This window comes from Sphingomonas sp. QA11 (assembly GCF_028473665.1).
GTDB classification, from domain to species: domain Bacteria; phylum Pseudomonadota; class Alphaproteobacteria; order Sphingomonadales; family Sphingomonadaceae; genus Sphingomonas; species Sphingomonas phytovorans.
Window position 1 is genome coordinate 2,712,497 of the sequence record NZ_CP098774.1, and the last position, 20,457, is coordinate 2,732,953.

Below are 20,457 nucleotides of genomic sequence, written 5' to 3' on the forward strand. Positions count from 1 at the left end.
CGCGGCTTCATCCGGGGTCAGCGGGCGGTCGGCCACTAGGGAAGCTGGGCGCCCCCGCCCCCCGTCAGCCGCGCCAGCGTGCCGACCGGCAACAGCAGGAAGGCGGTGCCCCGCGCCGACATGCCCCCGGCGATCGCGCGGGCATCGTCGCCAGCACCCCAGAAGGTGTCGAAACGGTTGCTGCCCCGGATCGCACCGCCGGTATCCTGCGCGATCCACAGCCCGGTCGCATCGGTACGGTCCATCGACAGGAAGACAGGGGCACCGAGCGGCACGAACCTCGGATCGGCCGCCGCGCTCACGCCACCCGTGACCGGCAGGCCGAGCGCACCGAGCGGAGCGCCCTGCTGCTCGCGAAAGAACACATAGCTCTTGTTCTCGCGCATGATGGCGCGACCTTCCTCGGGATGGGCATGGAGCCAGGCGACGATGCCCTGCATCGAGGTCTGTCCCGGGGCGAGCAGTCCGCGTTCGCGCATCAGCGCGCCGATCCCGGTATAATCGCGGCCGTTCTGGCTGTCATAGCCGATCCGCATCACCGATCCGTCGGGCAGGCGCAGCCGCCCCGAGCCCTGGATCTGGAGGAAGAACAGCTCGACCGGATCGGCCGCCCAGGCAATGATCGGCGCGCGCTGCGCCAGCATGCCCTGTTCGATCGCGGTGCGGTCGAAATAGGGCACGAAATTGCTGCCATCCACGCGCCCGCGAACCTTCTTGCCCTTCAAGTCGGCGCTGAACTGGCCGAGATCGACGTCGACCAGGTCAGAGGGACGGCCATAGATGGGCACGTCATAGCCGCGACGCCGGTCGCGCGAGCCGATGATCTCTGGCTCGTAATAGCCGGTCGCGAAGGCCTTGCCGTCGCCGACCTGAACGGTTTCGAACCATTGGGCGAAGAAGGCGCGCGCATCGCCCGATCCTGCCGTGCTGGCGGCAGCGCAGGCAGGCTGCCAGTCAGTCCCCCGGGTCAGGCCCGAAGCATCGGTGCGGCGCTGCAACGTCGCGCAGGAGATGCGGAACGCGGCGAGCGCCCTTGCCGCCTGGGCTTCGTTGATCGGCAGCGAATAAAGCGGCGGGCCGGCGACGAGCCCGGCCTTGGCGGCAGTCGCCGAGCCGGGCACGGGAACCGCCGGAGCGGGCGCGATGGGCGTCGCGGCCACCGGCCGTCGAACCGGCGGTCCGGCATGGGAGGGAGGAACACCCGGAGAGGAGGGAACACCCGGCCGCGGCACGACTCCGCCACCACAGGCGCTCAGCATCAGGGCGAGCGCGACAATCCCCCCGCGGCGCACGGCCGTCACGCTTCGTCGGTGTCGGCGAGCTTCCAGTTCGGATCGCTGCTCTTCAGCGTGCGCGCGAAGGTCCAGACGTCATGTGTCTCGACCGCGTCGCTCATCGATCCGGCGACAAGATTGCCATCGGCATCGCGCGTCACCGCGGCGATATCCGCGTCGAAGCGCACGGTGATGCGCGCCAGCTTGCCATCGACCGAGGCGTCGGAAATCATCGCGCGCTCGATCGAGACGAGGCGGTTGTCGAGCACATGGCCGGCCGCCGCGCGCTCGGCGATCGCCTCGGCAAAGGCGCCACGCACGTCATCGTTCACCAGCCAGGCGAGCGATTCCTCATCGCCCTTCCAATAAGCCTCGAGGATCATGCGATAGGCTGATTGCGCGCCTTCGATGAACTGGCCGACATCGAAGGTCGACTCGGCCGAAACGATCGCACGGAGACCAGCCTCCGCGCGCGAATCGATATTGCGATTCGCGATCTCGCGCGGCTCCTGCGACACCTCGATCGGTCGCGGCAGCGACGTGACCGGCGCCCGCTCCTCAGCGGGCTTGGGCAGGACCTGCTCATGCCCCGTCCGCTTGCCGAGCACCATGTACAGACGCAACGCCAGAAATCCGGCGACCATCGCGAGAAGAACTACAAAGAGCACCTTGCCTCCACTATCGGCTAACCACCTACATAGGCGTAACGCGCCAACGTTTCAAATGGCTCGAGACATCACGCCGCCGGCAGCCGTTGAACTGCCCGTCGCCCCCTGCTAGGCGCGCGGTCGCAGGTACGCCACAGGGGGCGGCCGATATTTCGATCTTCAAGGAATGGACTTTCGATGAGCGAGCAGGACGATGGCATCATCACGGGCACCGAGCCCCTTCCCAATGGCGCCGACACCACGCCTGCGGCAGGGCTGATCTCGCAATATGTGAAGGACCTGTCGTTCGAGAACCCCAACGCGCCGGGCATCTTCCAAGTCCAGGTCGCGCCGCAGATCGACGTCCAGTTCAACATCGGCACCGCCCAGGTCGGCGAGGAGGTCCACGAGGTGGTGCTCCGCGTCGAGGTCCGCGCCGAGACCGAGGGCCAGGTCGCCTTCATCGTCGAGCTGACCTATGCCGGGCTGTTCGGCCTGCGCAACATCCCCGCCGAGCATGTCCAGCCCTTCCTGCTCGCCGAGGCCCCGCGCCTGCTCTTCCCGTTCGCGCGCCGCGTGCTCGCCGATGCGGTCCGTGACGGCGGCTTCCAGCCGCTGCTGCTCGAGCCGATCGACTTCGCCGCGATCTACATGCAGCAGACCGAGGCTCAGCAGGCCACCACCGGGGAAATCGGCACGGCCTGATCCTCGGGCCTGCGGGACCCAAGACAATGAACCTCACGCGCGCGCTGGGATCGGTGGGTGGCCTCACCCTGGCCAGCCGCGTGCTGGGGCTAGTCCGCGATTCGCTGTTCGTCCGCTTCGTCGGCGCCAGCTTCGCGTCGGACGCCTTTCTCGTCGCCTTCCGCCTGCCCAACCTGTTCCGCGCGCTGTTCGCCGAAGGGGCGTTCTCGGCGGCGTTCATCCCGATGTTCAACCGCAAGATCACCGACAAGGACGGCCCCGGGCTCCCTGCGGGCGTGGCCTTTGCGGAGGACGCGCTGTCGGTGCTGCTGCCCGTCCTGATCGTGATGACGATCCTCGTCGAGATCTTCGCCTGGCCGGTGACGCTGGCGCTGTCCGGCAAGTTCAACGGGGTCACGAATGAACAATTCGCCTTCGCGGTCGGGCTGTCGCGCTTCACCTTCCCCTATCTGCTGTTCATCAGCCTGGTGTCGCTGCTCGGCGGTATTCTCAATTCGCTGCACAAATTCTGGGTCAACGCGGCGGCGCCGATCCTGCTGAACCTGACCCTGATCGCCGCCCTGCTGTTCTTCCACGATCACGATCCGTACCTGACCGCGCGCAACCAGGCGATCGCCGTCAGCGTGGCGGGCCTGTTGCAACTGCTCTGGCTGGTCCACGCCTGCTGGACGAGCGGCGTGCGGCTGCGGCTCAAGCTCCCCCGCTTTAGCCCCGATGTGAAGAAGCTGATGGCGCTGATCTGGCCCGCCGCCGCCGGCGCCGGCGCGGTGCAGATCAATCTCGTCGTCTCGACCGCGCTGGCCGCGTCGCTGCTCCCCGCCGGATCGGTCACCTATATCTACACCGCCGACCGGGTGAACCAGTTGCCGCTCGGCCTGATCGGCATCGGGCTCGGCACCGTCCTCCTCCCGCTCATCTCCCGCCAGCTTGGCGCCGGCGAGGAAAAGGCGGCGATGGAATCGCAGAACCGGGGCATGGAACTCGCGCTGCTGCTGACCCTGCCCGCCACCATGGCGCTGGTCCTGTGCGGCGGCCCGATCGTCGCCGCCCTGTTCGAACATGGCAAGTTCACCGCGCTGAACACCTATTACACGGCGCAGGCGCTCTCGGCCTTCTCGATCGGCCTGCCGAGCTATATCCTCGTGAAGGTCCTCACGCCGGGCTATTATGCCCGCGCCGACACGAAGACGCCGGTCCGCTACGCAACGATCAGCATGGGCGTGAACCTCCTGCTCAACCTCGCGCTCATCGTCCCGCTGCAGCATATGGGGCCGCCGCTGGCGACCGCCCTCGCCTCGACCGTCAACGTCATCCTGCTCTATCGCACCTTGCGGCTCCGCGGGCATTTCGAACCGGATGCCCGCCTGCGCCGCCGGGCCTGGCGGCTTGCCGCGGCCGCCCTGGTGATGGGGGTTATCCTGTGGCTGATGCAGGGGCTGCTCACGCCCTATCTCCATGGCAGCTGGATGGTCCGGACGGGCGCGATGCTGGCGCTGGTCGGCGCGGGCAGCTTCGTCTATGCGGTCGCCACGTTCGCCCTGGGTGCCTTCACCCGCGACGATCTGGCATTCCTGAGGCGCAAGCGCGCCCGCTGAACACGAGACTATCAATGCGCGTCGTTTCCGGCATCCAGCCCACCGGCAATCTCCACCTCGGCAACTATCTCGGCGCGATCAGGCAATGGGTCGCGATGCAGGACGCCATGGGCCCGGGTGAGGATTGCCTGTTCTTCCTCGCCGACCTCCATGCTTTGTCCCAGCCGGTCGTCGCGGCCCAGCTGACCGCGAACTCGATCGAGATGGCGGCGACCCTGCTTGCCTGCGGCATCGATCCCGACCGAGCGATCCTGTTCAACCAAGCGCGCGTGCCGGCGCATAGCGAGCTGGCCTGGATCCTCGGCGGCACCGCGCGGATGGGCTGGCTCAACCGCATGACTCAGTGGAAGGACAAGGCCGGGAAGAGCGGCGAGAGCCAGAGCGTCGACCTGTTCACCTACCCGGTGCTCCAGGCAGCCGACGTGCTGCTCTATCAGGCGACCCATGTGCCGGTCGGCGAGGACCAGAAACAGCATCTCGAACTCGCGCGCGACATCGCGACCAAGTTCAACAATGATTTCGGGGTCGACCTCTTCACCTTGCCCGAGCCATTCATCTCGAAGGCGGCGCCCCGCATCATGTCGCTGCGCGACGGCAGCGCGAAGATGTCCAAGTCGGATCCGTCGGACGCATCGCGCATCAACCTGGTCGATAGCGACGATCTGATGGTGCAGAAGCTGAAAAAGGCGAAAACCGATCCGGAGCCGCTACCAGCGACCTTCGCCGAGCTGGCCGATCGCCCCGAGGCCAGGAACCTCGTCACCATCTATTCGGCCCTCTCCGGGACGTCGACCGACGCGGTGATGGCCGAATTCGGCGGCAAGGGTTTCGGCACGTTCAAGCCTGCCCTGGCCGATCTGGCGGTGACCAGTCTCGGACCGATCCGCGACCGGCTGACCGCGCTGCTCGACGATCGCGCGGCGGTCAGCGCAGTGCTGGCGAGCGGCGCAGCCAGGGCGAGCGCGCTCGCCGCGCCGACACTCGCGGCGGCGCAGCGAGCCGTGGGCTTGCACGTCTGATTTCCGCTCCCATCTTGGCCGGAGACGGATTTTTTCGGGGGATTTGCATCACCCCGTTCAAGCGCTATTCATAACGCCTGCAGGACAATTGCAACCGACTGAACTTGCCTCGCTTTTCTTCGATACTCATCCGAATCCCCTCGTCACCAAGGTCGCAAGCCCATGAAGATGTTCCCCATCGCCGCCGTCGCCCTGCTCGCGCTGGGTGGGTGCGCCACGCCGTTCAACGCCAAGGTCTCCCGCTTTCAGCAACTGCCGCAGGCACAGGGCCAGACCTTCGTGGTCAGGGCGATGGACCCGCGTCTCGATGGTGGGATCGAGTTCGGCCAATATGCGCAGCTCGTCTCGGCCAAGCTCGGGAATCACGGCTATCAGCCCGCCAATGATCCGGCGCGCGCCGATCTGGTGGTGAAGATCGGCTACGGCGTCGACAAGGGCCGTGAGAAGGTCGTGACCACTCCGGGCTTCGGCGGCTATGGCGGCTTCGGTTATGGCGGCTTCGGCCCCTATCGGGGCTTTGGCGGCCCCTATGGCTATTATGGTCGCAGCCGCTTCGCGTTCGGCTTCTACGATCCCTTCCTGTTCGACAACGACGTGTCGAGCTTCACTGTCTACACCAGCGAACTGGACCTGCGCATCGACCGCGCCGACAACGGCAAGAGCGTGTTCGAAGGCACCGCCAAGGCCCAGTCGCGCAACGATGACCTGCCCTATCTGGTCCCGCGCCTGGTCGAGGCGATGTTCACCGGCTTCCCCGGCAATTCGGGCGAAACGGTGAAGATCACGATCGCACCCGAGAAGAAGTAAGGCACTTGCGACTCCCTCCCTGTTACAGGGAGGCGCTTGGGGTAAGAAAAAGGCGGGCTCGATGCCCGCCTTTTTCTTGGTCGCCGGGGGAAGCTTTCTCTGGGTAGAGGCACAACGAAATTCGTCATGCCGGACTTGTTCCGGCATCCACTGAGCCGATGGAGCCGAAGCCCGTTAGCCTGCGGTACAGCAGACCCCGGAACAAGCCCGGGGTGACGATTCAAGCCAATGAACTGCAATCACGCATCACTGGGGCTCTTGGGCAGACGCACCACTTGACCTCTGCCTTTCTCCCGGAGGGGAGGAGCAGAGCGTCAGCCTTCAAGCTCGCGCAGCAAGGTCCGCACCGCGCCGTCGATCTCTCGATCCTTGTCGCGCAGTTCTTCGATACGGCGCACCGCATGGATCACCGTCGAATGGTCGCGGCCGCCGAACTTGCGGCCGATCTCCGGCAGCGAGCGCGTGGTCAGCCGCTTGGCGAGATACATCGCGATCTGGCGCGGACGGGCCACCACCACGGCGCGACGGGCCGAAACGAGGTCGATCGGCTTCAGCTCGAAATGCGCCGACACCGCACGCTGGATCTCGTCGATCGTTACCCGGCGCTCGGCGCCGCGCAGCACGTCGCCAAGCGTCGCCACCGCGAAATCCATGTCGATCGACTCGCCGGTGAGCTGCGCATAGGCGACCAGCCGGTTGAGCGAGCCTTCCAGGTCGCGGATGTTCGCGGTGATGCGAGTCGCCAGCAGGTCGAGCACCTCGGCCGGCACCCTGGCGTCGGGCATATCGACGAGCTTCCGCTCAAGCACCGCGCGGCGGAGAGCCAGATCGGGTGCCTTGATATCCGCGACCAGTCCGACCGAGAGCCGCGACGTGATCCGTGCCTCGACCCCATCGAGCCCCTGCGGGCAGCGATCGGCACTGATCACCAGCCGCTTGCCGGTCGCCATCACCTCGTTGACGGTGTGGAAGAATTCTTCCTGCGTGGCGTCCTTGCCGGCGATGAACTGGAGATCGTCGATCATCAGCAGGTCGGCGGCGCGCAACCGCGCCTTGAAGCTGTGGGTGTCCCGGGCGCGGAGCGCGTGCACGAAATCGAACATGAAGCGCTCGGCCGACATCAGGATCACGTTCGCGCCGGGGCATGCCTCGAGATAGGCAGCGCCGATCGCGTGCATCAGATGGGTCTTGCCCTGCCCCGTGCCGCTGTGAAGGAACAACGGGCTGAACCGCGGCTTGCCAGCCTCGGCAAGCGCGCTGGCCGCGTTGAAGGCGACCCGATTGGACTGGTCGACCACGAACCGGTCGAAGGTGAAGCGCGGGTCGAGCGCCGGGCGCACAGGAATCGCTGCCCCGGGGGTCGGAACGGCGGGAGCCGCCGCGACCGCGGGCGCCTCCACGGTCAATACCGCGGGCGCGGCCTTGCTGGCGGACCGGGTCTCGATCGAGACGCTGCGCACCTCGGGCAGGATCGCGCGAAATTCCTGGAACAGCCGGTCGGCATAATGATTGCGGACCCAGTTGGTCATGAAGGCCGACGGCAACGCCAGACGAATCGTCTCGGAATCCGTACCGTCGATCAACTCGATCGGCTTCAGCCACTGGTCGAACAGACGCACGCCGGCCGACTCGCGCAGGTGCCCGCGCACCGTGATCCAGGCCTTTGCTGCATCGCTCAACCGAGCCGCCTCTCCGGTAACAGTCCCCGCCAACACCCAATCCCTTTTCCCGGAGCCGGGACACTAAGGTCCCGGGCGGCTTGATTCGCTACAGACAAACCTCCCCCCAGCCGGAATCATGTCCGCCTGACTTCGAAGGTCTCTAATAAGGTCGCGAGACGGAACGTCTGCGCGGCAAAGGTCGATTATGAAGATCGAACCGAGTCGGGCAATAGCTCTGCGCGTAACAAATCCGAAATAAACGGGATTGACTCGGAATACCTCAAGGATTCCCGTCGAAAATCTTACAAGCTACTGAAAAACCATCATTAGATCAGCACGGCAGTGTTGTTGCAGCTGCGAATCGTGGTGAATCCTGACTTTTCACGATTCGGGTACGGGACCCACCCGAAACGGTGATAAAAAGTCTAACAGATCGTGTACGGCCGACCGCACACGACAAAAAACCCGCCGGGATATTCCCGACGGGCTGTTGTTCCGACCGATCCGAACGGATCAGGCGAGCGCGGTGAGACGCTTGGTCAGGCGCGAGAACTTGCGCGAGGCGGTGTTCTTGTGGAGCACACCCTTCGCAACGCCCTTGGCCAGCTCCGGCTGCATCGCTGCAACCGCGGCGCTCGCGGCATCCTTGTCCCCCGACGCCAGCGCGGCCTCGGCCTTCTTCACGAAGGTCCGGATACGACCAACGCGGTTGCCATTGACTTCCGCACGACGTGCGTTGCGCCGAATTCGCTTTTTCGCCTGTGGCGTGTTCGCCATGAAGCCCTCTGATCTGAAATAAAGAAAGGGCGCGGACGGCAAAGCCCGCAGCCCCGGAAAGCGCGCCTCTTACCCATCAAGAGTGAGTCGGTCAACCAGCGGAATGACGCCTGTGTGACGATTCCGGATTCATCCGAACGAGCCATCTCCCTGGCTGCCTGACCCGATCGTCAGCGCTGGCATTTCGGGCACCAGAAGGTGGAACGCCCGCCTTCGGTATAGCGCTCGACCTTGCCGCCGCAGTCGCACGGCTCGCCCTCGCGGCCATAGACGCGCCATTGCTTGGAAAAATAGCCGAGCTCGCCGTCGGGGCGCGCATAGTCGCGCAGCGACGAACCACCCGCCTCGATCGCTGCTTCCAGGACGGTATGGATAGCGCCGACCAGTCGCTCGACGCGGGCAAGCGATATCTGGCCTGCCGCGCGCATCGGCGCGATGCGCGCGAGATGCAGCGCCTCGCACACATAGATATTGCCCAGCCCGGCGACGATTCGCTGGTCGAGCAGCATCAGCTTGATCGACGCGATCCGGCCGTCGAGCGCCTTGAGCAAATGGCGCGGAGTGAAATCCGGCCCGAGCGGCTCCGGCCCCATGGCCAGAAAGGGCGGATAGCTTGCGAGCGACTCGGTCAGGACGAGGTCAAGCGAGCCGAAACGCCTCGGATCGTTGAGCGCGAGACGATGCGCCGAGGTTTCCACGATCAGATGATCGTGCGGCAGCACCTCGCTCGGATCGACTCGCCAGCGGCCCGACATGCCGAGATGGAAGATCACCGTGTCGCCGCGATCGGTGTCGATCAGCCCGTATTTGGCGCGTCGCCCAAGTCCGGTCACCACGGCACCGGTGAGTCGCTGGCCGAGATCGGCGGGGAAAGGCCGGCGCAGGTCGGGCCGGCGCGCCTGGACGAGCGTGATCCGCTGGTCCTGCAGTACCGGGCGAAGCCCGTTGACGGTGGTTTCGACTTCGGGAAGCTCTGGCATGACAGGCATAGCGCTAGGTTGCGTTTGCCCCGCCCACAAGCGTTAGCTAGAGCCACGCCATGAACGACACCGTATCCTTCGGCTATGAAGACGTGGCCCCCGAGGAGAAGACGCGCCGGGTCGGCGGCGTCTTCTCGAGCGTGGCGTCGCGCTACGACATCATGAACGACGCGATGTCGGGCGGCATGCACCGGCTGTGGAAGGATCGTTTCGTCCGCCGGGTGAAGCCGCGTGAGGGCGAACAGGTCCTCGACATGGCGGGCGGCACCGGCGACATCGCCTTCCGGCTGGCGAAATCGGGGGCGTCGGTGACGGTCGCCGATATCAACCCCCAAATGCTCGAAGTCGGCATGGAGCGCGCCCAGAAGCGCGGCATCGACGGACTCGTCTGGACTGAGGCCAATGCCGAGACGCTTGCCTTTCCCGACCGTTTCTTCGACGCCTACACCATTGCCTTCGGCATCCGGAACGTGACCGACATCCCCAAGGCCCTGCGCGAGGCGCACCGCGTGCTCAGGCGCGGCGGACGCTTCTTCTGCCTGGAATTCTCGACCACGCTCTGGCCGGGCTTCGCCGACATCTACGACAGGTATTCGCACAAGGTCGTGCCCAAGGTCGGCCAGTTGCTCGCGCAGGATGGCGAGAGCTATCGCTACCTGATCGAATCGATCCGCCGCTTTCCCGACATGCCGACCTTCGAGCGGATGATCGGCGAGGCCGGGTTCGTCCGGACCAATGTCGAGCCGATGCTCGGCGGCCTGGTCGCGATCCATAGCGGCTGGAAGATTTGATGCCCTCCCTCTTCCCCGGCAAAGGCCGGGGCCCGGTACTGCAGCGAACCTTGGCTGAGTGCCGCGCGTCGTTACCCCGGCCATCCCAATCGACCTCCCGCCCTCGCCGGGAAGGCAGGAAATGACCGCCCCCGCCGTGCATCTCTGGCGGCTCCTGAAATGGGGTCGAATCCTCGCGCGCCACGGCGCGCTGCGCGGGATCGAGCGCGATCCGAACACGCCCACCCGGATCCGCCGCCTCGTCCGCGTCGCCCGCATCGGCGCGCGCGTGCCCGAGACGCCGGCCTATGCCGACGCATTGCAGGCGATCGGCCCCGCCGCGATCAAGCTCGGCCAGACGCTGGCTACCCGCCCCGACATCGTCGGCGAAGCAGCGGCGAAGGATTTGCTGCGCCTGCAGGATTCGCTTCCCCCCCTGCCCTACGAAACGATCCACGCTGCGATGACCCGCGCGTTCGGACGGCCTCCCGAGGAATTGTTCTCCTCGATCGATCCTGTGCCGATCGGCGCCGCATCGATCGCGCAGGTGCACAGCGCCATCACCACCGACGGGCGGCATGTCGCGGTCAAGGTGCTTCGCCCCGGCGTCGAGGAGGAGTTCGCCCGGGCGATCGACACCTATCAATGGGCCGCCGCGCAGATCGAGGGATTGGGCGGCGAATTGTCCCGACTGCGCCCGCGCCTGGTGATCGAGACCTTCAAGCGCTGGACAGCGCGCGAGCTCGACCTGCGCCGCGAGGCGGCATCCGCCTCGGAGCTTGCCGAGGCGATGGAGGCCCAGCCCGATTTCGTCGTGCCGGCGATCGACTGGCAGCGGACGACCACCAAGGCGCTGACCATCGCCTGGGTCGACGGCATCAAGATCTCGAACCGCCCTGCACTGGTCGAGGCGGGATATGATCTGCCGCGACTGGCCGACACGCTGGTCCATGCGTTCCTGCGCCAGGCGATCGCGGAGGGATTCTTCCACGCCGACATGCATCAGGGCAATCTGTTCGCGCTGCCGGACGGCCGGATCGCCGCGATCGATTTCGGCATCATGGGACGGATCGACCGCCGCGCCCGGGTGTGGCTGGCGGAGATCCTCTACGGGCTAATCACCGGCAACTACAAACGCGTCGCCGAGATCCATTTCGAGGCCGGCTATGTCCCGCCGCACCACAATGTCGCCGAGTTCGCCACCGCGCTCCGCGCCGTCGGTGAGCCGATGCGCGGGCTGGCGGTCAAGGACATGTCGATCGGCATGATGCTCGACGGGCTGTTCAACATCACCCGCGATTTCGACATGCAGACTCAGCCGCACCTGCTGCTGCTCCAGAAGACGATGGTGATGGTCGAGGGCGTGGCGACAAGCCTCGATCCCGACATCAACCTGTGGGATTCGGCGGCTCCCTTCGTGCGCGAATGGATCAGGACCGAACTCGGCCCTGAAGCGGCGGTGGCCGACCGCATCATCACCGATCTGCGCACGCTCGCGCGCCTGCCCGACCTGATCCGTAACATCGAGCTGCGCTATCCGTCGCCGGGCGGCGCCCCTCCCCCGCCGCCACTCAAGGAGATCGAGGTCGTCCGCATCGGCGGCGGCTGGCGCTATGTCGCGGTCGCGGTGGCAAGCGCCCTTGCGGCCGTCGCGGCAACGCTGCTGGTGCGCTAGGGTGAGCCTGTCCGCCACGCTGCCGATGCCCGTGATTCAACGACGGGCGATCTTGTCGCAGCGTGGCGCCAGGGGGATGCCCCGCCGGTTCCGAGTTTCCCTTTCCCTTCGCCGTGGATGTTGGACGATGCCCCGCCTCTGCTCCCCTCGATATCGTGAAAACCATGCCGGTTTTTCGGCTGTTTTTCCGCTGTTCCGTATAACAGCGGTAACGCCCGGCAAGGCATTGATCTGGCTTCGAAAAAACGAAACCAGAATCCAACATAACAGCGGAAGAAAAAAAACGGCGCGGCCAACAGCGGATAACAGCGGAAAATCGGCTGCGGCGTCCCGATCGAATCGGGCCTGCCCCCGCCAATCCGTCGCTGCTCGGGCATAGACCTTGGCGCGCCCGCAACCACCGCTCTGGCTTGCTGCTCCCACCCGCTTCGCGGCGCTAAAACGCCCCACCGCGCGGATCGTGCTTGCGCTCTTCGCCATTCTCCTGGTCGCAAGCATGTCGGCACTGGTCAGCCCCGGGCCGCCGCCCGTCAGCCACGACCCCGCGCAGCGCGCCGACGACGAAGCTGATGTCGTGCTGTACGAAACCATCGTCGCCGGTGTGCGCGGTGGCGGCGACTATTATGCGGTTACGGCGCAGGCGCTGCGCACCGGCAATTATCCGCTGAGGCCGTTCGTGACCTTCCGCCTGCCGACGCTGGCGACCGTCCAGGCGGCGATGCCGCCGGGCGCCACGATCCTGCTGCTCTATGTGCTGGCCGCCGCCGTGATGCTCGCATGGTTCATCCGGCTGCGCCCGGCCTTTGCGCGCGCCCCGCCACTGGCGATCGCGATGGTGCTGCTTGCCGGAGGGATGATGGCGTTTGTCCAGCCAGCGCTGGCGAGTTTCCATGAGGTATGGGCGGGATTGCTGATCGCCCTGTCGCTCGCCCTGCGCCGCCGCGAGCGCTGGGTCGAGGCGGTCGCCTTCGGCCTGATCGCTATGCTGGTCCGCGAGACAGCCGCGCTCTTTGTCGGAATCATGGCCGTCCTCGCCCTTGTCGAGGGTCGCCGTCGCGAGGCGATCGGCTGGGGTCTCGCGATCCTGGCCCTGGGGGTGGTCGTCCTTTTCCACGCTCATGCCGTCAGCCTCGTCGTCCGCTCGATCGACCCCGCTTCGCCTGGCTGGGCGGGCATGCTTGGCTTCGGCTTCTTCGTGAAGACGATGTCGCTGTCGACCGCGCTGAACCTCGCCCCGATGTGGCTGGCGGCCCTGCTCGTCGCCCTGGCGCTGTTCGGCTGGGCCGGGTGGAATGACGAACTGGCGCTCAGGGCGCTGGCGACCTTCGCCACCTATGCCGTGCTGCTGAGCCTGTTCGGGCGCCCCGACACCTTCTATTGGGGATTGATGATCGCGCCCACGATCCTGGTCGGCCTCGCCTTCGTTCCCGATGCCCTGCGCGACCTGGCCACTGCGGCGATCGACCGGCGGCGGATCATCGTGACTCGAATGGTCAGATAGGAAATGGCGCGATGAAGATCCTCCTGATCGTCGGCGGCGGCATTGCCGCCTACAAAGCCTGCGAACTGATCCGACTGTGCCGCAAGGCCGGTATCGAGGTGAAGTGCGTGCTTACCGCCGGAGGCCAGCATTTCGTCACGCCAATGACCCTCGCCGCCCTGTCGGAGAACCAGGTCTATACGACCCTCTGGGACCTCAAGGACGAAGCCGAGATGGGTCATATCCAGCTCAGCCGTGAGGCCGATCTCGTCGTGATCGTGCCCGCCACCGCCGATCTCATGGCCAAGATGGCGGCCGGCATCGCTGACGATCTGGCGACGACCCTGCTGCTCGCGACCGACAAGCCAGTGCTCGCCGCACCGGCGATGAACGTGCGGATGTGGGGGCATGCCGCCACCCGCCGCAACGTCGCCACGCTGCGGGGAGACGGTATCACCGTGCTTGAGCCCGACGAGGGGCCAATGGCGTGCGGCGAGTACGGCCCGGGCCGGCTGCCCGAGCCCGAAGCGATCCTCGCCGCGATCCAGCGCGCTCTGCCGGTCTGACCCATGACGCTGTCGGGCAAGCATATCCTGGTCACCGCCGGGCCAACTCATGAGCCGATCGATCCGGTGCGCTATCTCGCCAATCGTTCGTCGGGCCGGCAGGGCTTCGCGATCGCCGGCGCCCTGGCGGCACTCGGCGCGCGGGTGACGCTCGTGGCAGGACCGGTGTCACTCGCCACGCCGCCGGGCGTCGACCGCGTCGACGTCGAGACTGCCATGGACATGGCCAATGCGGTCGCGCGAGCGCTCCCGGCCGATGCGGCGGTGATGGTCGCAGCCGTTGCCGACTGGCGCGTCGACACCGCCGGGCAGAAGATCAAGAAGGGTGTGACCCCGCCCGTCCTGCATCTCGTCGAGAATCCCGACATCCTCGCTCTCCTCGCGAAGAGCCCGCTCCGCCCGGGGCTGCTGGTCGGCTTCGCCGCCGAAACCGAGAAGGTGATCGAGCACGCCACCGCCAAGCGCGAGCGCAAGGGCGTCGACTGGATCGTCGCGAACGACGTGTCGGGCGATGTGATGGGCGGGGCCGCCAATGCCGTGCATATCGTGACGGCCGATGGCGTGGAAAGCTGGGAACGGCTGCCGAAGGAAGAGGTCGCTGAACGATTGGCGGCAAGGATCGCCGACGCGCTTGCCACCCGTTCAGGCTGAGTTCGTGAAGGCGCTGCTCTTTTCCGCGGCCGCCGAGACAAGAGGCCCTTAGACAAGTTCGGGGCGAACGCTATTGAGGGATTATGACCGACCCGATCTCCATCGCCCTGAAGCGCCTCCCGCACGGCGAAGGTCTCCCGCCGCCCGCCTATGCGTCGGCCGGGGCTGCCGGCATGGACGTCGTGTCGGCTGAGGAGGCAAAGCTCGCACCCGGGGCCCGCGCCGCGATCGCGACCGGCTTCGCGATGGCGATTCCGGCCGGCTATGAGGTGCAGGTCCGGCCAAGGTCTGGCCTCGCGCTCAAGCACGGCGTCACCTGCCTCAACACGCCGGGCACGATCGACAGCGACTATCGCGGCGAAGTGAAGGTGATCCTCGCCAATCTGGGCAACGAGGATTTCGTCATCGCGCGCGGTGACCGGATTGCCCAACTCGTTCCGGCCCCGGTCCAACGCGCCGTGCTGGACGAAGTCGACACGTTGGACGATACCGTGAGGGGAGCCGGCGGATTCGGCTCGACTGGGCGCTGATGCTGCTTTTCCTGCTTCTGCAAGCCGCCGCGCCGGCGGTACCGACCGACTGGTCGACCCTGGCGCCACTGCCCTATGTCGCGTCGCCCCAGATGACGGCGCCGCTCACCCGTTTCGTGGCTGACGAGATCACGGCCGGACGCTGCACGCCGCCCAGGCCGGCCGACGGCCATTATGTCGTCAAGGTCGATGTGGCCGCCCTGGTCGGTGCCGACGGGGCGATCCGGCGGACAGTACCGCGCGCAATCGATTGCCCGACGGTCGAGCAGTACAGCGCCGGGCTGGTGGTCAGCTTCGCCCGTGGGAACCTGCAGCCACATGCTGGCGCGGCCGACCTCTGGTACCGCGTGACGATCGTCTACGACTGGCACGAATGAGCCTGACCGACGCTGAACTGGAGCGCTATGCGCGCCACATCGTCCTGAAGGAGGTCGGCGGCACCGGCCAGCACAGGCTTCGCGCTGCAACCGTTGCGATCATCGGCGCCGGAGGCATCGGATCGCCCGCCATCCAGTATCTCGCCGCGGCGGGGATCGGGCGCCTGATCGTGATCGACGACGACGTCGTCGAGCTTTCCAACCTCCAGCGCCAGACCTTGTTCGGCGGCGACGATATCGGCGCGGCCAAGGTCGATGCGGCGCATCAGGCCGTCGCCCGGCTCAACCCGGGGGTGGCGATCGAGGCGCGACGGGCGCGAATTGATGCCGGCAATGCCCGCGACCTGATCGCCTGTGCTGACGTTGTCCTCGACGGAACCGACAATTTCGCCACCCGGCTCGCAGTCGCCGATGCGGCGCTTGCCTTGCGCATCCCGCTCGTCTCCGCCGCCGTCGGCCAGTTCGAGGGCCAGCTCAGCGTGTTTCGCGGCTGGGAGGCCGACAAACCCTGTTATCGCTGCTTCGTCGGCGCCGATCCCGACCGGCCCGAGGTCAGTTGCGCCGAGGCGGGCGTGATGGGCGCGATGACCGGGGTGCTGGGTAGCCTGGCCGCGCTCGAGGCGATGCGGTGCGTGGTCGGCTTCGGCGAGGACAGCGCCGGCAAGCTGTTGCTGGTCGACGCGCTGGCCTTCCGCTTTCGCACGATCGCCCTGCCCAAGGACCCCGGCTGTGCCGCTTGCGGTTAGCCTGGTCTTAAGCCAATCCGGCTACGGCGAGCGCATGTCCGCTCCCTCCCCCAAGGTCCTCGTCGTCTTCGGCACCCGCCCGGAAGCGATCAAGTTGTTCCCGGTTGTCGCCGCGTTGAAGCAGGTGCCGGGGCTGACCGTCCGGACCTGCGTCACCGCCCAGCATCGCGGTCTGCTCGATCAGGTGTTGAGCATCGCCGGACTTTCCCCCGATATCGATCTCGACCTGATGGAACCGGGCCAGTCGCTCGACCGCCTCACCGCGCGCCTGCTCACCGGCCTTGGCGAGGTGATGGACGCCGAGAAGCCCGACCGGGTCATCGTGCAGGGCGACACCGCCACCGCGATGGTCGGCGCGCTCACCGCTTACTATCGCAAGACCCCGGTCTCGCATGTCGAGGCGGGCCTGCGCTCGGGCGATATCTGGCAGCCCTGGCCCGAGGAGGTGAACCGCCGGATCGTCGCGCCGATCGCCGACCAGCATTTCGCCCCCACCGAAACCGCCGCCGAGGCCCTGAGGCGCGAGAACATCGACTCGGCGACGATCCATGTGACAGGCAACACCGTGATCGACGCACTCCACGCGACGCGCGCGCGCCTGGCGGAGGATCCGTCGCTCGCCGCTGGCCTTGACGACGTCGCCGGAGGCTTCGCCGGCAAGCGCATCGTGCTCGTCACCACTCATCGCCGCGAGAATTTCGGCGACGGCATGGCCAATATCGCGCGGGCCCTCGGCCGCATCGCCGATCGGCCGGATACCGCGATCCTCTTCCCCGTCCATCCCAACCCCAATGTCGTGTCGGTGATGGACGGGATGCTGGGCGACCGACCCAACATCGCCCGCATCGACCCGCTCGACTATCCGCATTTCGTCCGTGCTCTCGGCATGTGCGAGATCGCGCTGACCGATTCGGGCGGTGTGCAGGAGGAAGCCCCGGCGCTGGGCAAGCCAGTGCTTGTCATGCGCGAGACGACCGAGCGGCCCGAAGGTGTCGTTGCCGGCACCGCGAAGCTGATCGGCACCGATGCTGATCGAATCGTCGCCGAGGTATCGACGCTGCTTGACGAGCCCTCCGCCTATTCGGCGATGGCGCGCGCGCACAACCCGTTCGGTGACGGCCACAGCAGCGCTCGGATCGCCGACATCGTCGGCAAGAGCCTGGGTTTGGTCAGCTAAGGGTAGTCGCGGCCGGGAATAGAAACGCCTGTAACGTCATGGACGAGAGATTGTTTTTCCTCCAAGACGATCCCGTTTGAAGCGGGGTAGAACCCGTTCGAATGAGGTCTTGTTGATAGCGGGAGGAACAGGGTCGCATGCGGGTATTCGGCTTATGGTGCCTAGTGTTCGGTCATCGAACGGCATCCGGGTCCAAGCGCGTCTTCGAAGGCAACGTCTTCGCTCGCTGCAAGACCTGCTCGCGCGAATTGTTCCGGGATCCCAAGAATGGCGTATGGCGCCCATCCAGACCGGAAGATCACCGCCCCCGCAAATTGACGCTCTTCGGCGAGGACGGCACGCCGGAGCGACGGGTACGCAATTCACAGCGATAGCTTTTTCAAGCTCGTCTTTGCCGCCATTTCCGAAATCTTCATCTGCCTCGGCGACAAGGAACATCAGTCAGCGATGCTTCACCCGCAAGCGGTGGATTATCGCGAAGGGTTGGCAGGGACGTAGCGTCGATGGTTTCGGACAATGAGCTCAAGGTCGTCGTGCTTGGCCTCGGCTATATCGGCCTGCCGACGGCGGCGGTGATCGCCCGGACCGGCTCGAAAGTGCTTGGCGTCGACGTGACTCAATCGGTCGTCGATACGGTCAACTCGGGCAAGGTGCATATCGAGGAAGTCGATCTCGACGGCCTCGTCTCCGGCGTCGTCGCCCGCGGTAATCTGCGCGCGTCCACTACGATCGAGCCGGCCGATATCTTCGTCATCGCCGTGCCGACGCCTTTTGCCGAGGATCATGCACCCAATATCGGCTATGTCCTCAAGGCCGCGACGACTGTGGCTTCAGTGCTGAAGCCCGGTGACGCGGTCATCCTCGAATCAACCTCCCCCGTTGGCACGACCGAAAAGGTCCGCGACCTTCTCGCACAGCTTCGCCCCGACCTCAAAGTGCCGGGCAAGACTGGCGAGAGCGCTGACATCGCCATCGCCTATTGCCCGGAACGCGTCCTGCCCGGCCGGATCCTGGTCGAGTTGATCGACAATGACCGTGTCATCGGCGGCATCACACCGCGATGCGCGCGCAAGGCCCTGGCCTTTTATCGCCGCTTCGTCCGCGGCGCCTGCGTCACCACCACATCGCGCGCGGCGGAAATGACGAAGCTTACCGAGAATGCCTTCCGCGATGTCAACATCGCCTTCGCCAACGAGCTGAGTCGAGTCGCCGATACGATGGACGTCGATGTCTGGGAGGTGATCCGCCTCGCCAACCGCCATCCGCGCGTCAATATCCTATCGCCCGGGCCTGGCGTCGGCGGGCATTGCATTGCGGTCGACCCCTGGTTCCTGGTCCACGCCGATCGCGCCAACACGCCGCTGATCCGCACCGCGCGCGAAGTGAACGATGCCAAGGTCGACTATGTGATCGCGCGCGCGGAGGCGATGGTCGCCGAACATCCCGGCCTGCTGGTCGCGTGCCTCGGCCTCGCCTTCAAGGCGAATATCGACGATTTCCGCGAGAGCCCTGCGCTGAAGGTAGCTGCCGCCCTTGCTGCTCGCTTCGGCGACCGGCTGCATGTCGTGGAACCCTATGCAGCGACCTTGCCAGCCGCCTTCGACGACACCGGTGCAAACCTGACAGACCTCGATACCGCAATCGAAATCTGCCCGATCATGATCGTGCTGGTCGATCACGACATGTTCAAATCTGTCCCACTCGACGAGCGCGCAGACAAGATCGTCTACGATACGCGCGGCATCTGGCCCGACCAGCCCCGCGGCCAGTTCCGCCCAGAGCCATTGCGCCTCGCCGGCTGAGACTGGACTCGATTGTCGTGATCCCTTAGCCGAGATGCCGCCGCGCCAGGATTCTGGCGGTACGGCGTGGGGGGATTTGATGAGTGAACCGACCACTCCGGCTATCGGAGCGAGCGCTGCCGTGAAGCCGCAACGCTCCCGCAATCGCATCGAATCGATCCACAATCTTCGTGGCATTGCCTCGCTTACCGTGCTGTTCGATCACCTCGTGGCAACGCCCTATGTCGGCGCGCCAGCCGCCGTCGCCGCGTTCGGGATCCTCGGCAATTACGGCGTCACGATCTTCTTCTTCATCTCAGGCTTCGTGCTGCCCTATTCGCTGCAGAAATCGAAATACCGGATCCAGGACTTCCCGATGTTCATCGCCCGGCGTTTCGTGCGGGTGGATCCACCATTCTTCGTCGTGGTTGGCCTGACGCTGGCGCTCAACGTCTTGCTCGGCCTCCTTAAAAACACTCCATATCACATTGATATAATACAAGTCCTTGGGCACTTCGCCTATATCGCGCCGTTGCTGCACAAAGAATGGCTGTTGAGCGTGTTCTGGACGCTGTGCACCGAATTCCAGTTCTACATCACGATTGGTCTGATCTTTCCGGTCCTGCAGAAATATCCGCTACCCATCGCCCTTGCCTGTGCGCTGTGCATGTGGCTCTACATCCCGGGCTATTTCCCGGCCGAGCGGCTGCCGCTTGGCCAGCGCGAGATCATCTTCGCCTATCTGCCGTCGTTCATGGTCGGCATGGCGACGTTCCTCTACTGGGAAAAACTGGTTAAATTACCGACATTTGCCGCCGCGATCGCAATTTCGGTCGTCGCCCTCTTCTTCAAGGCGCCCCTGGACATCTCGATCGTTGCGCTGATCACGATCCTGATCGTGATGTATGCGAATTTCTACAATCCCGTGCTCGATTTCTTCGGCAGGATTTCCTACTCGCTCTACCTCGTCCATTTGTTGGTGATCGTCACGGTTCTGCCAGTGCTCCACCAATTGGACCCGCCCTGGATCGTGATGTTCGTGATCGGTGCCGCCGTCTCCACCGCAGCGGCAACCTTCATCTACCGCTTTGTCGAGGGGCCTGCGCTGGCCTGGTCGAAGCGCGTGAGGTTCAGGAAGCCGCTATCATCCGGGGCCGGGCCGGAAAAAGGGGCTCTTCGGACACTAGAACTGGACCCGATCCCCCAAGTTGGTAAGGCGGACTGAAGTGGCACGACTGC

The 20,457-nt window shown here is 65.6% G+C and carries 18 protein-coding genes and 1 pseudogene; 14 read left to right on the plus strand and 5 right to left on the minus strand.

The features are described from left to right. Positions 1-35: 35 nt before the first annotated feature. Both mltA and NDN01_RS12605 read right to left on the minus strand, forming a co-directional pair. Complete coding sequence (gene mltA, locus NDN01_RS12600; RefSeq protein WP_272628191.1) at positions 36-1,259, minus strand: murein transglycosylase A; 1,224 nt, start codon at positions 1,257-1,259, stop codon at positions 36-38. A 38-nt stretch (positions 1,260-1,297) separates the two neighbouring features. Further along, positions 1,298-1,942 (minus strand): Tim44/TimA family putative adaptor protein, encoded by a 645-nt coding sequence (locus NDN01_RS12605; RefSeq protein WP_272627880.1) that lies wholly within the window; start codon positions 1,940-1,942, stop codon positions 1,298-1,300. 177 nt (positions 1,943-2,119) lie between these two features. Here NDN01_RS12605 and secB point away from each other — a divergent pair, with 177 nt between their 5' ends. The 4 genes from secB (at position 2,120) to NDN01_RS12625 (ending at position 6,047) form a co-directional block, all read left to right on the plus strand. Beyond that, positions 2,120-2,626 carry a protein-export chaperone SecB gene (gene secB / locus NDN01_RS12610; protein WP_272627881.1) on the plus strand — a complete coding sequence of 169 codons (507 nt, stop codon included), beginning with the start codon at positions 2,120-2,122 and terminating at the stop codon, positions 2,624-2,626. 26 nt (positions 2,627-2,652) lie between these two features. After that, positions 2,653-4,221, plus strand: coding sequence for a murein biosynthesis integral membrane protein MurJ (gene murJ / locus NDN01_RS12615; protein WP_272627883.1), 1,569 nt, complete (start codon positions 2,653-2,655; stop codon positions 4,219-4,221). A 14-nt stretch (positions 4,222-4,235) separates the two neighbouring features. Then, entirely contained in the window at positions 4,236-5,240 is a 1,005-nt protein-coding gene (gene trpS, locus NDN01_RS12620) for a tryptophan--tRNA ligase (protein ID WP_272627884.1), read from the plus strand. Between the two features lie 162 nt (positions 5,241-5,402). Next, positions 5,403-6,047: a DUF4136 domain-containing protein gene (locus NDN01_RS12625; protein ID WP_272627885.1), complete on the plus strand. Its 645-nt coding sequence runs from the start codon at positions 5,403-5,405 to the stop codon at positions 6,045-6,047. 314 nt (positions 6,048-6,361) lie between these two features. Here NDN01_RS12625 and dnaA read toward each other — a convergent pair whose 3' ends face one another. The 3 genes from dnaA to mutM all read right to left on the minus strand — a co-directional run bounded on the left by dnaA (position 6,362) and on the right by mutM (position 9,465). Continuing rightward, positions 6,362-7,726 carry a chromosomal replication initiator protein DnaA gene (gene dnaA / locus NDN01_RS12630; RefSeq protein ID WP_272627887.1) on the minus strand — a complete coding sequence of 455 codons (1,365 nt, stop codon included), beginning with the start codon at positions 7,724-7,726 and terminating at the stop codon, positions 6,362-6,364. A 495-nt stretch (positions 7,727-8,221) separates the two neighbouring features. After that, positions 8,222-8,485, minus strand: a complete 264-nt coding sequence (rpsT, locus tag NDN01_RS12635; RefSeq protein ID WP_272627889.1) for a 30S ribosomal protein S20 — start codon at positions 8,483-8,485, stop codon at positions 8,222-8,224. A gap of 170 nt (positions 8,486-8,655) precedes the next feature. After that, positions 8,656-9,465 (minus strand): bifunctional DNA-formamidopyrimidine glycosylase/DNA-(apurinic or apyrimidinic site) lyase, encoded by an 810-nt coding sequence (gene mutM, locus NDN01_RS12640; RefSeq protein WP_272627891.1) that lies wholly within the window; start codon positions 9,463-9,465, stop codon positions 8,656-8,658. Between the two features lie 59 nt (positions 9,466-9,524). Here mutM and NDN01_RS12645 point away from each other — a divergent pair, with 59 nt between their 5' ends. The 10 genes and pseudogenes from NDN01_RS12645 to NDN01_RS12690 all read left to right on the plus strand — a co-directional run bounded on the left by NDN01_RS12645 (position 9,525) and on the right by NDN01_RS12690 (position 20,443). Next, positions 9,525-10,256, plus strand: coding sequence for a class I SAM-dependent methyltransferase (locus NDN01_RS12645; protein ID WP_272627893.1), 732 nt, complete (start codon positions 9,525-9,527; stop codon positions 10,254-10,256). Between the two features lie 121 nt (positions 10,257-10,377). Beyond that, complete coding sequence (ubiB, locus tag NDN01_RS12650) at positions 10,378-11,910, plus strand: 2-polyprenylphenol 6-hydroxylase (protein ID WP_272627894.1); 1,533 nt, start codon at positions 10,378-10,380, stop codon at positions 11,908-11,910. A 382-nt stretch (positions 11,911-12,292) separates the two neighbouring features. Then, complete coding sequence (locus tag NDN01_RS12655) at positions 12,293-13,411, plus strand: hypothetical protein (RefSeq protein ID WP_272627896.1); 1,119 nt, start codon at positions 12,293-12,295, stop codon at positions 13,409-13,411. Between the two features lie 11 nt (positions 13,412-13,422). Further along, positions 13,423-14,607 (plus strand): annotated as a pseudogene (gene coaBC, locus NDN01_RS12660) (bifunctional phosphopantothenoylcysteine decarboxylase/phosphopantothenate--cysteine ligase CoaBC). Between the two features lie 83 nt (positions 14,608-14,690). Beyond that, on the plus strand, positions 14,691-15,137 hold the full coding sequence (gene dut, locus NDN01_RS12665) for a dUTP diphosphatase (protein WP_272627897.1): 447 nt from the start codon (positions 14,691-14,693) through the stop codon (positions 15,135-15,137). Further along, positions 15,137-15,514 carry a hypothetical protein gene (locus tag NDN01_RS12670; protein WP_272627898.1) on the plus strand — a complete coding sequence of 126 codons (378 nt, stop codon included), beginning with the start codon at positions 15,137-15,139 and terminating at the stop codon, positions 15,512-15,514. The genes dut and NDN01_RS12670 overlap by 1 nt, the downstream gene beginning before the upstream one ends. Next, complete coding sequence (locus tag NDN01_RS12675; protein WP_272627899.1) at positions 15,511-16,260, plus strand: HesA/MoeB/ThiF family protein; 750 nt, start codon at positions 15,511-15,513, stop codon at positions 16,258-16,260. The genes NDN01_RS12670 and NDN01_RS12675 overlap by 4 nt, the downstream gene beginning before the upstream one ends. 34 nt (positions 16,261-16,294) lie before the next feature. Beyond that, positions 16,295-17,437, plus strand: a complete 1,143-nt coding sequence (wecB, locus tag NDN01_RS12680; RefSeq protein WP_272627901.1) for a non-hydrolyzing UDP-N-acetylglucosamine 2-epimerase — start codon at positions 16,295-16,297, stop codon at positions 17,435-17,437. 503 nt (positions 17,438-17,940) lie between these two features. Then, positions 17,941-19,239, plus strand: coding sequence for a UDP-N-acetyl-D-mannosamine dehydrogenase (gene wecC / locus NDN01_RS12685; RefSeq protein WP_272627902.1), 1,299 nt, complete (start codon positions 17,941-17,943; stop codon positions 19,237-19,239). 79 nt (positions 19,240-19,318) lie between these two features. Next, complete coding sequence (locus tag NDN01_RS12690; RefSeq protein ID WP_272627903.1) at positions 19,319-20,443, plus strand: acyltransferase family protein; 1,125 nt, start codon at positions 19,319-19,321, stop codon at positions 20,441-20,443. Positions 20,444-20,457 lie beyond the last annotated feature (14 nt).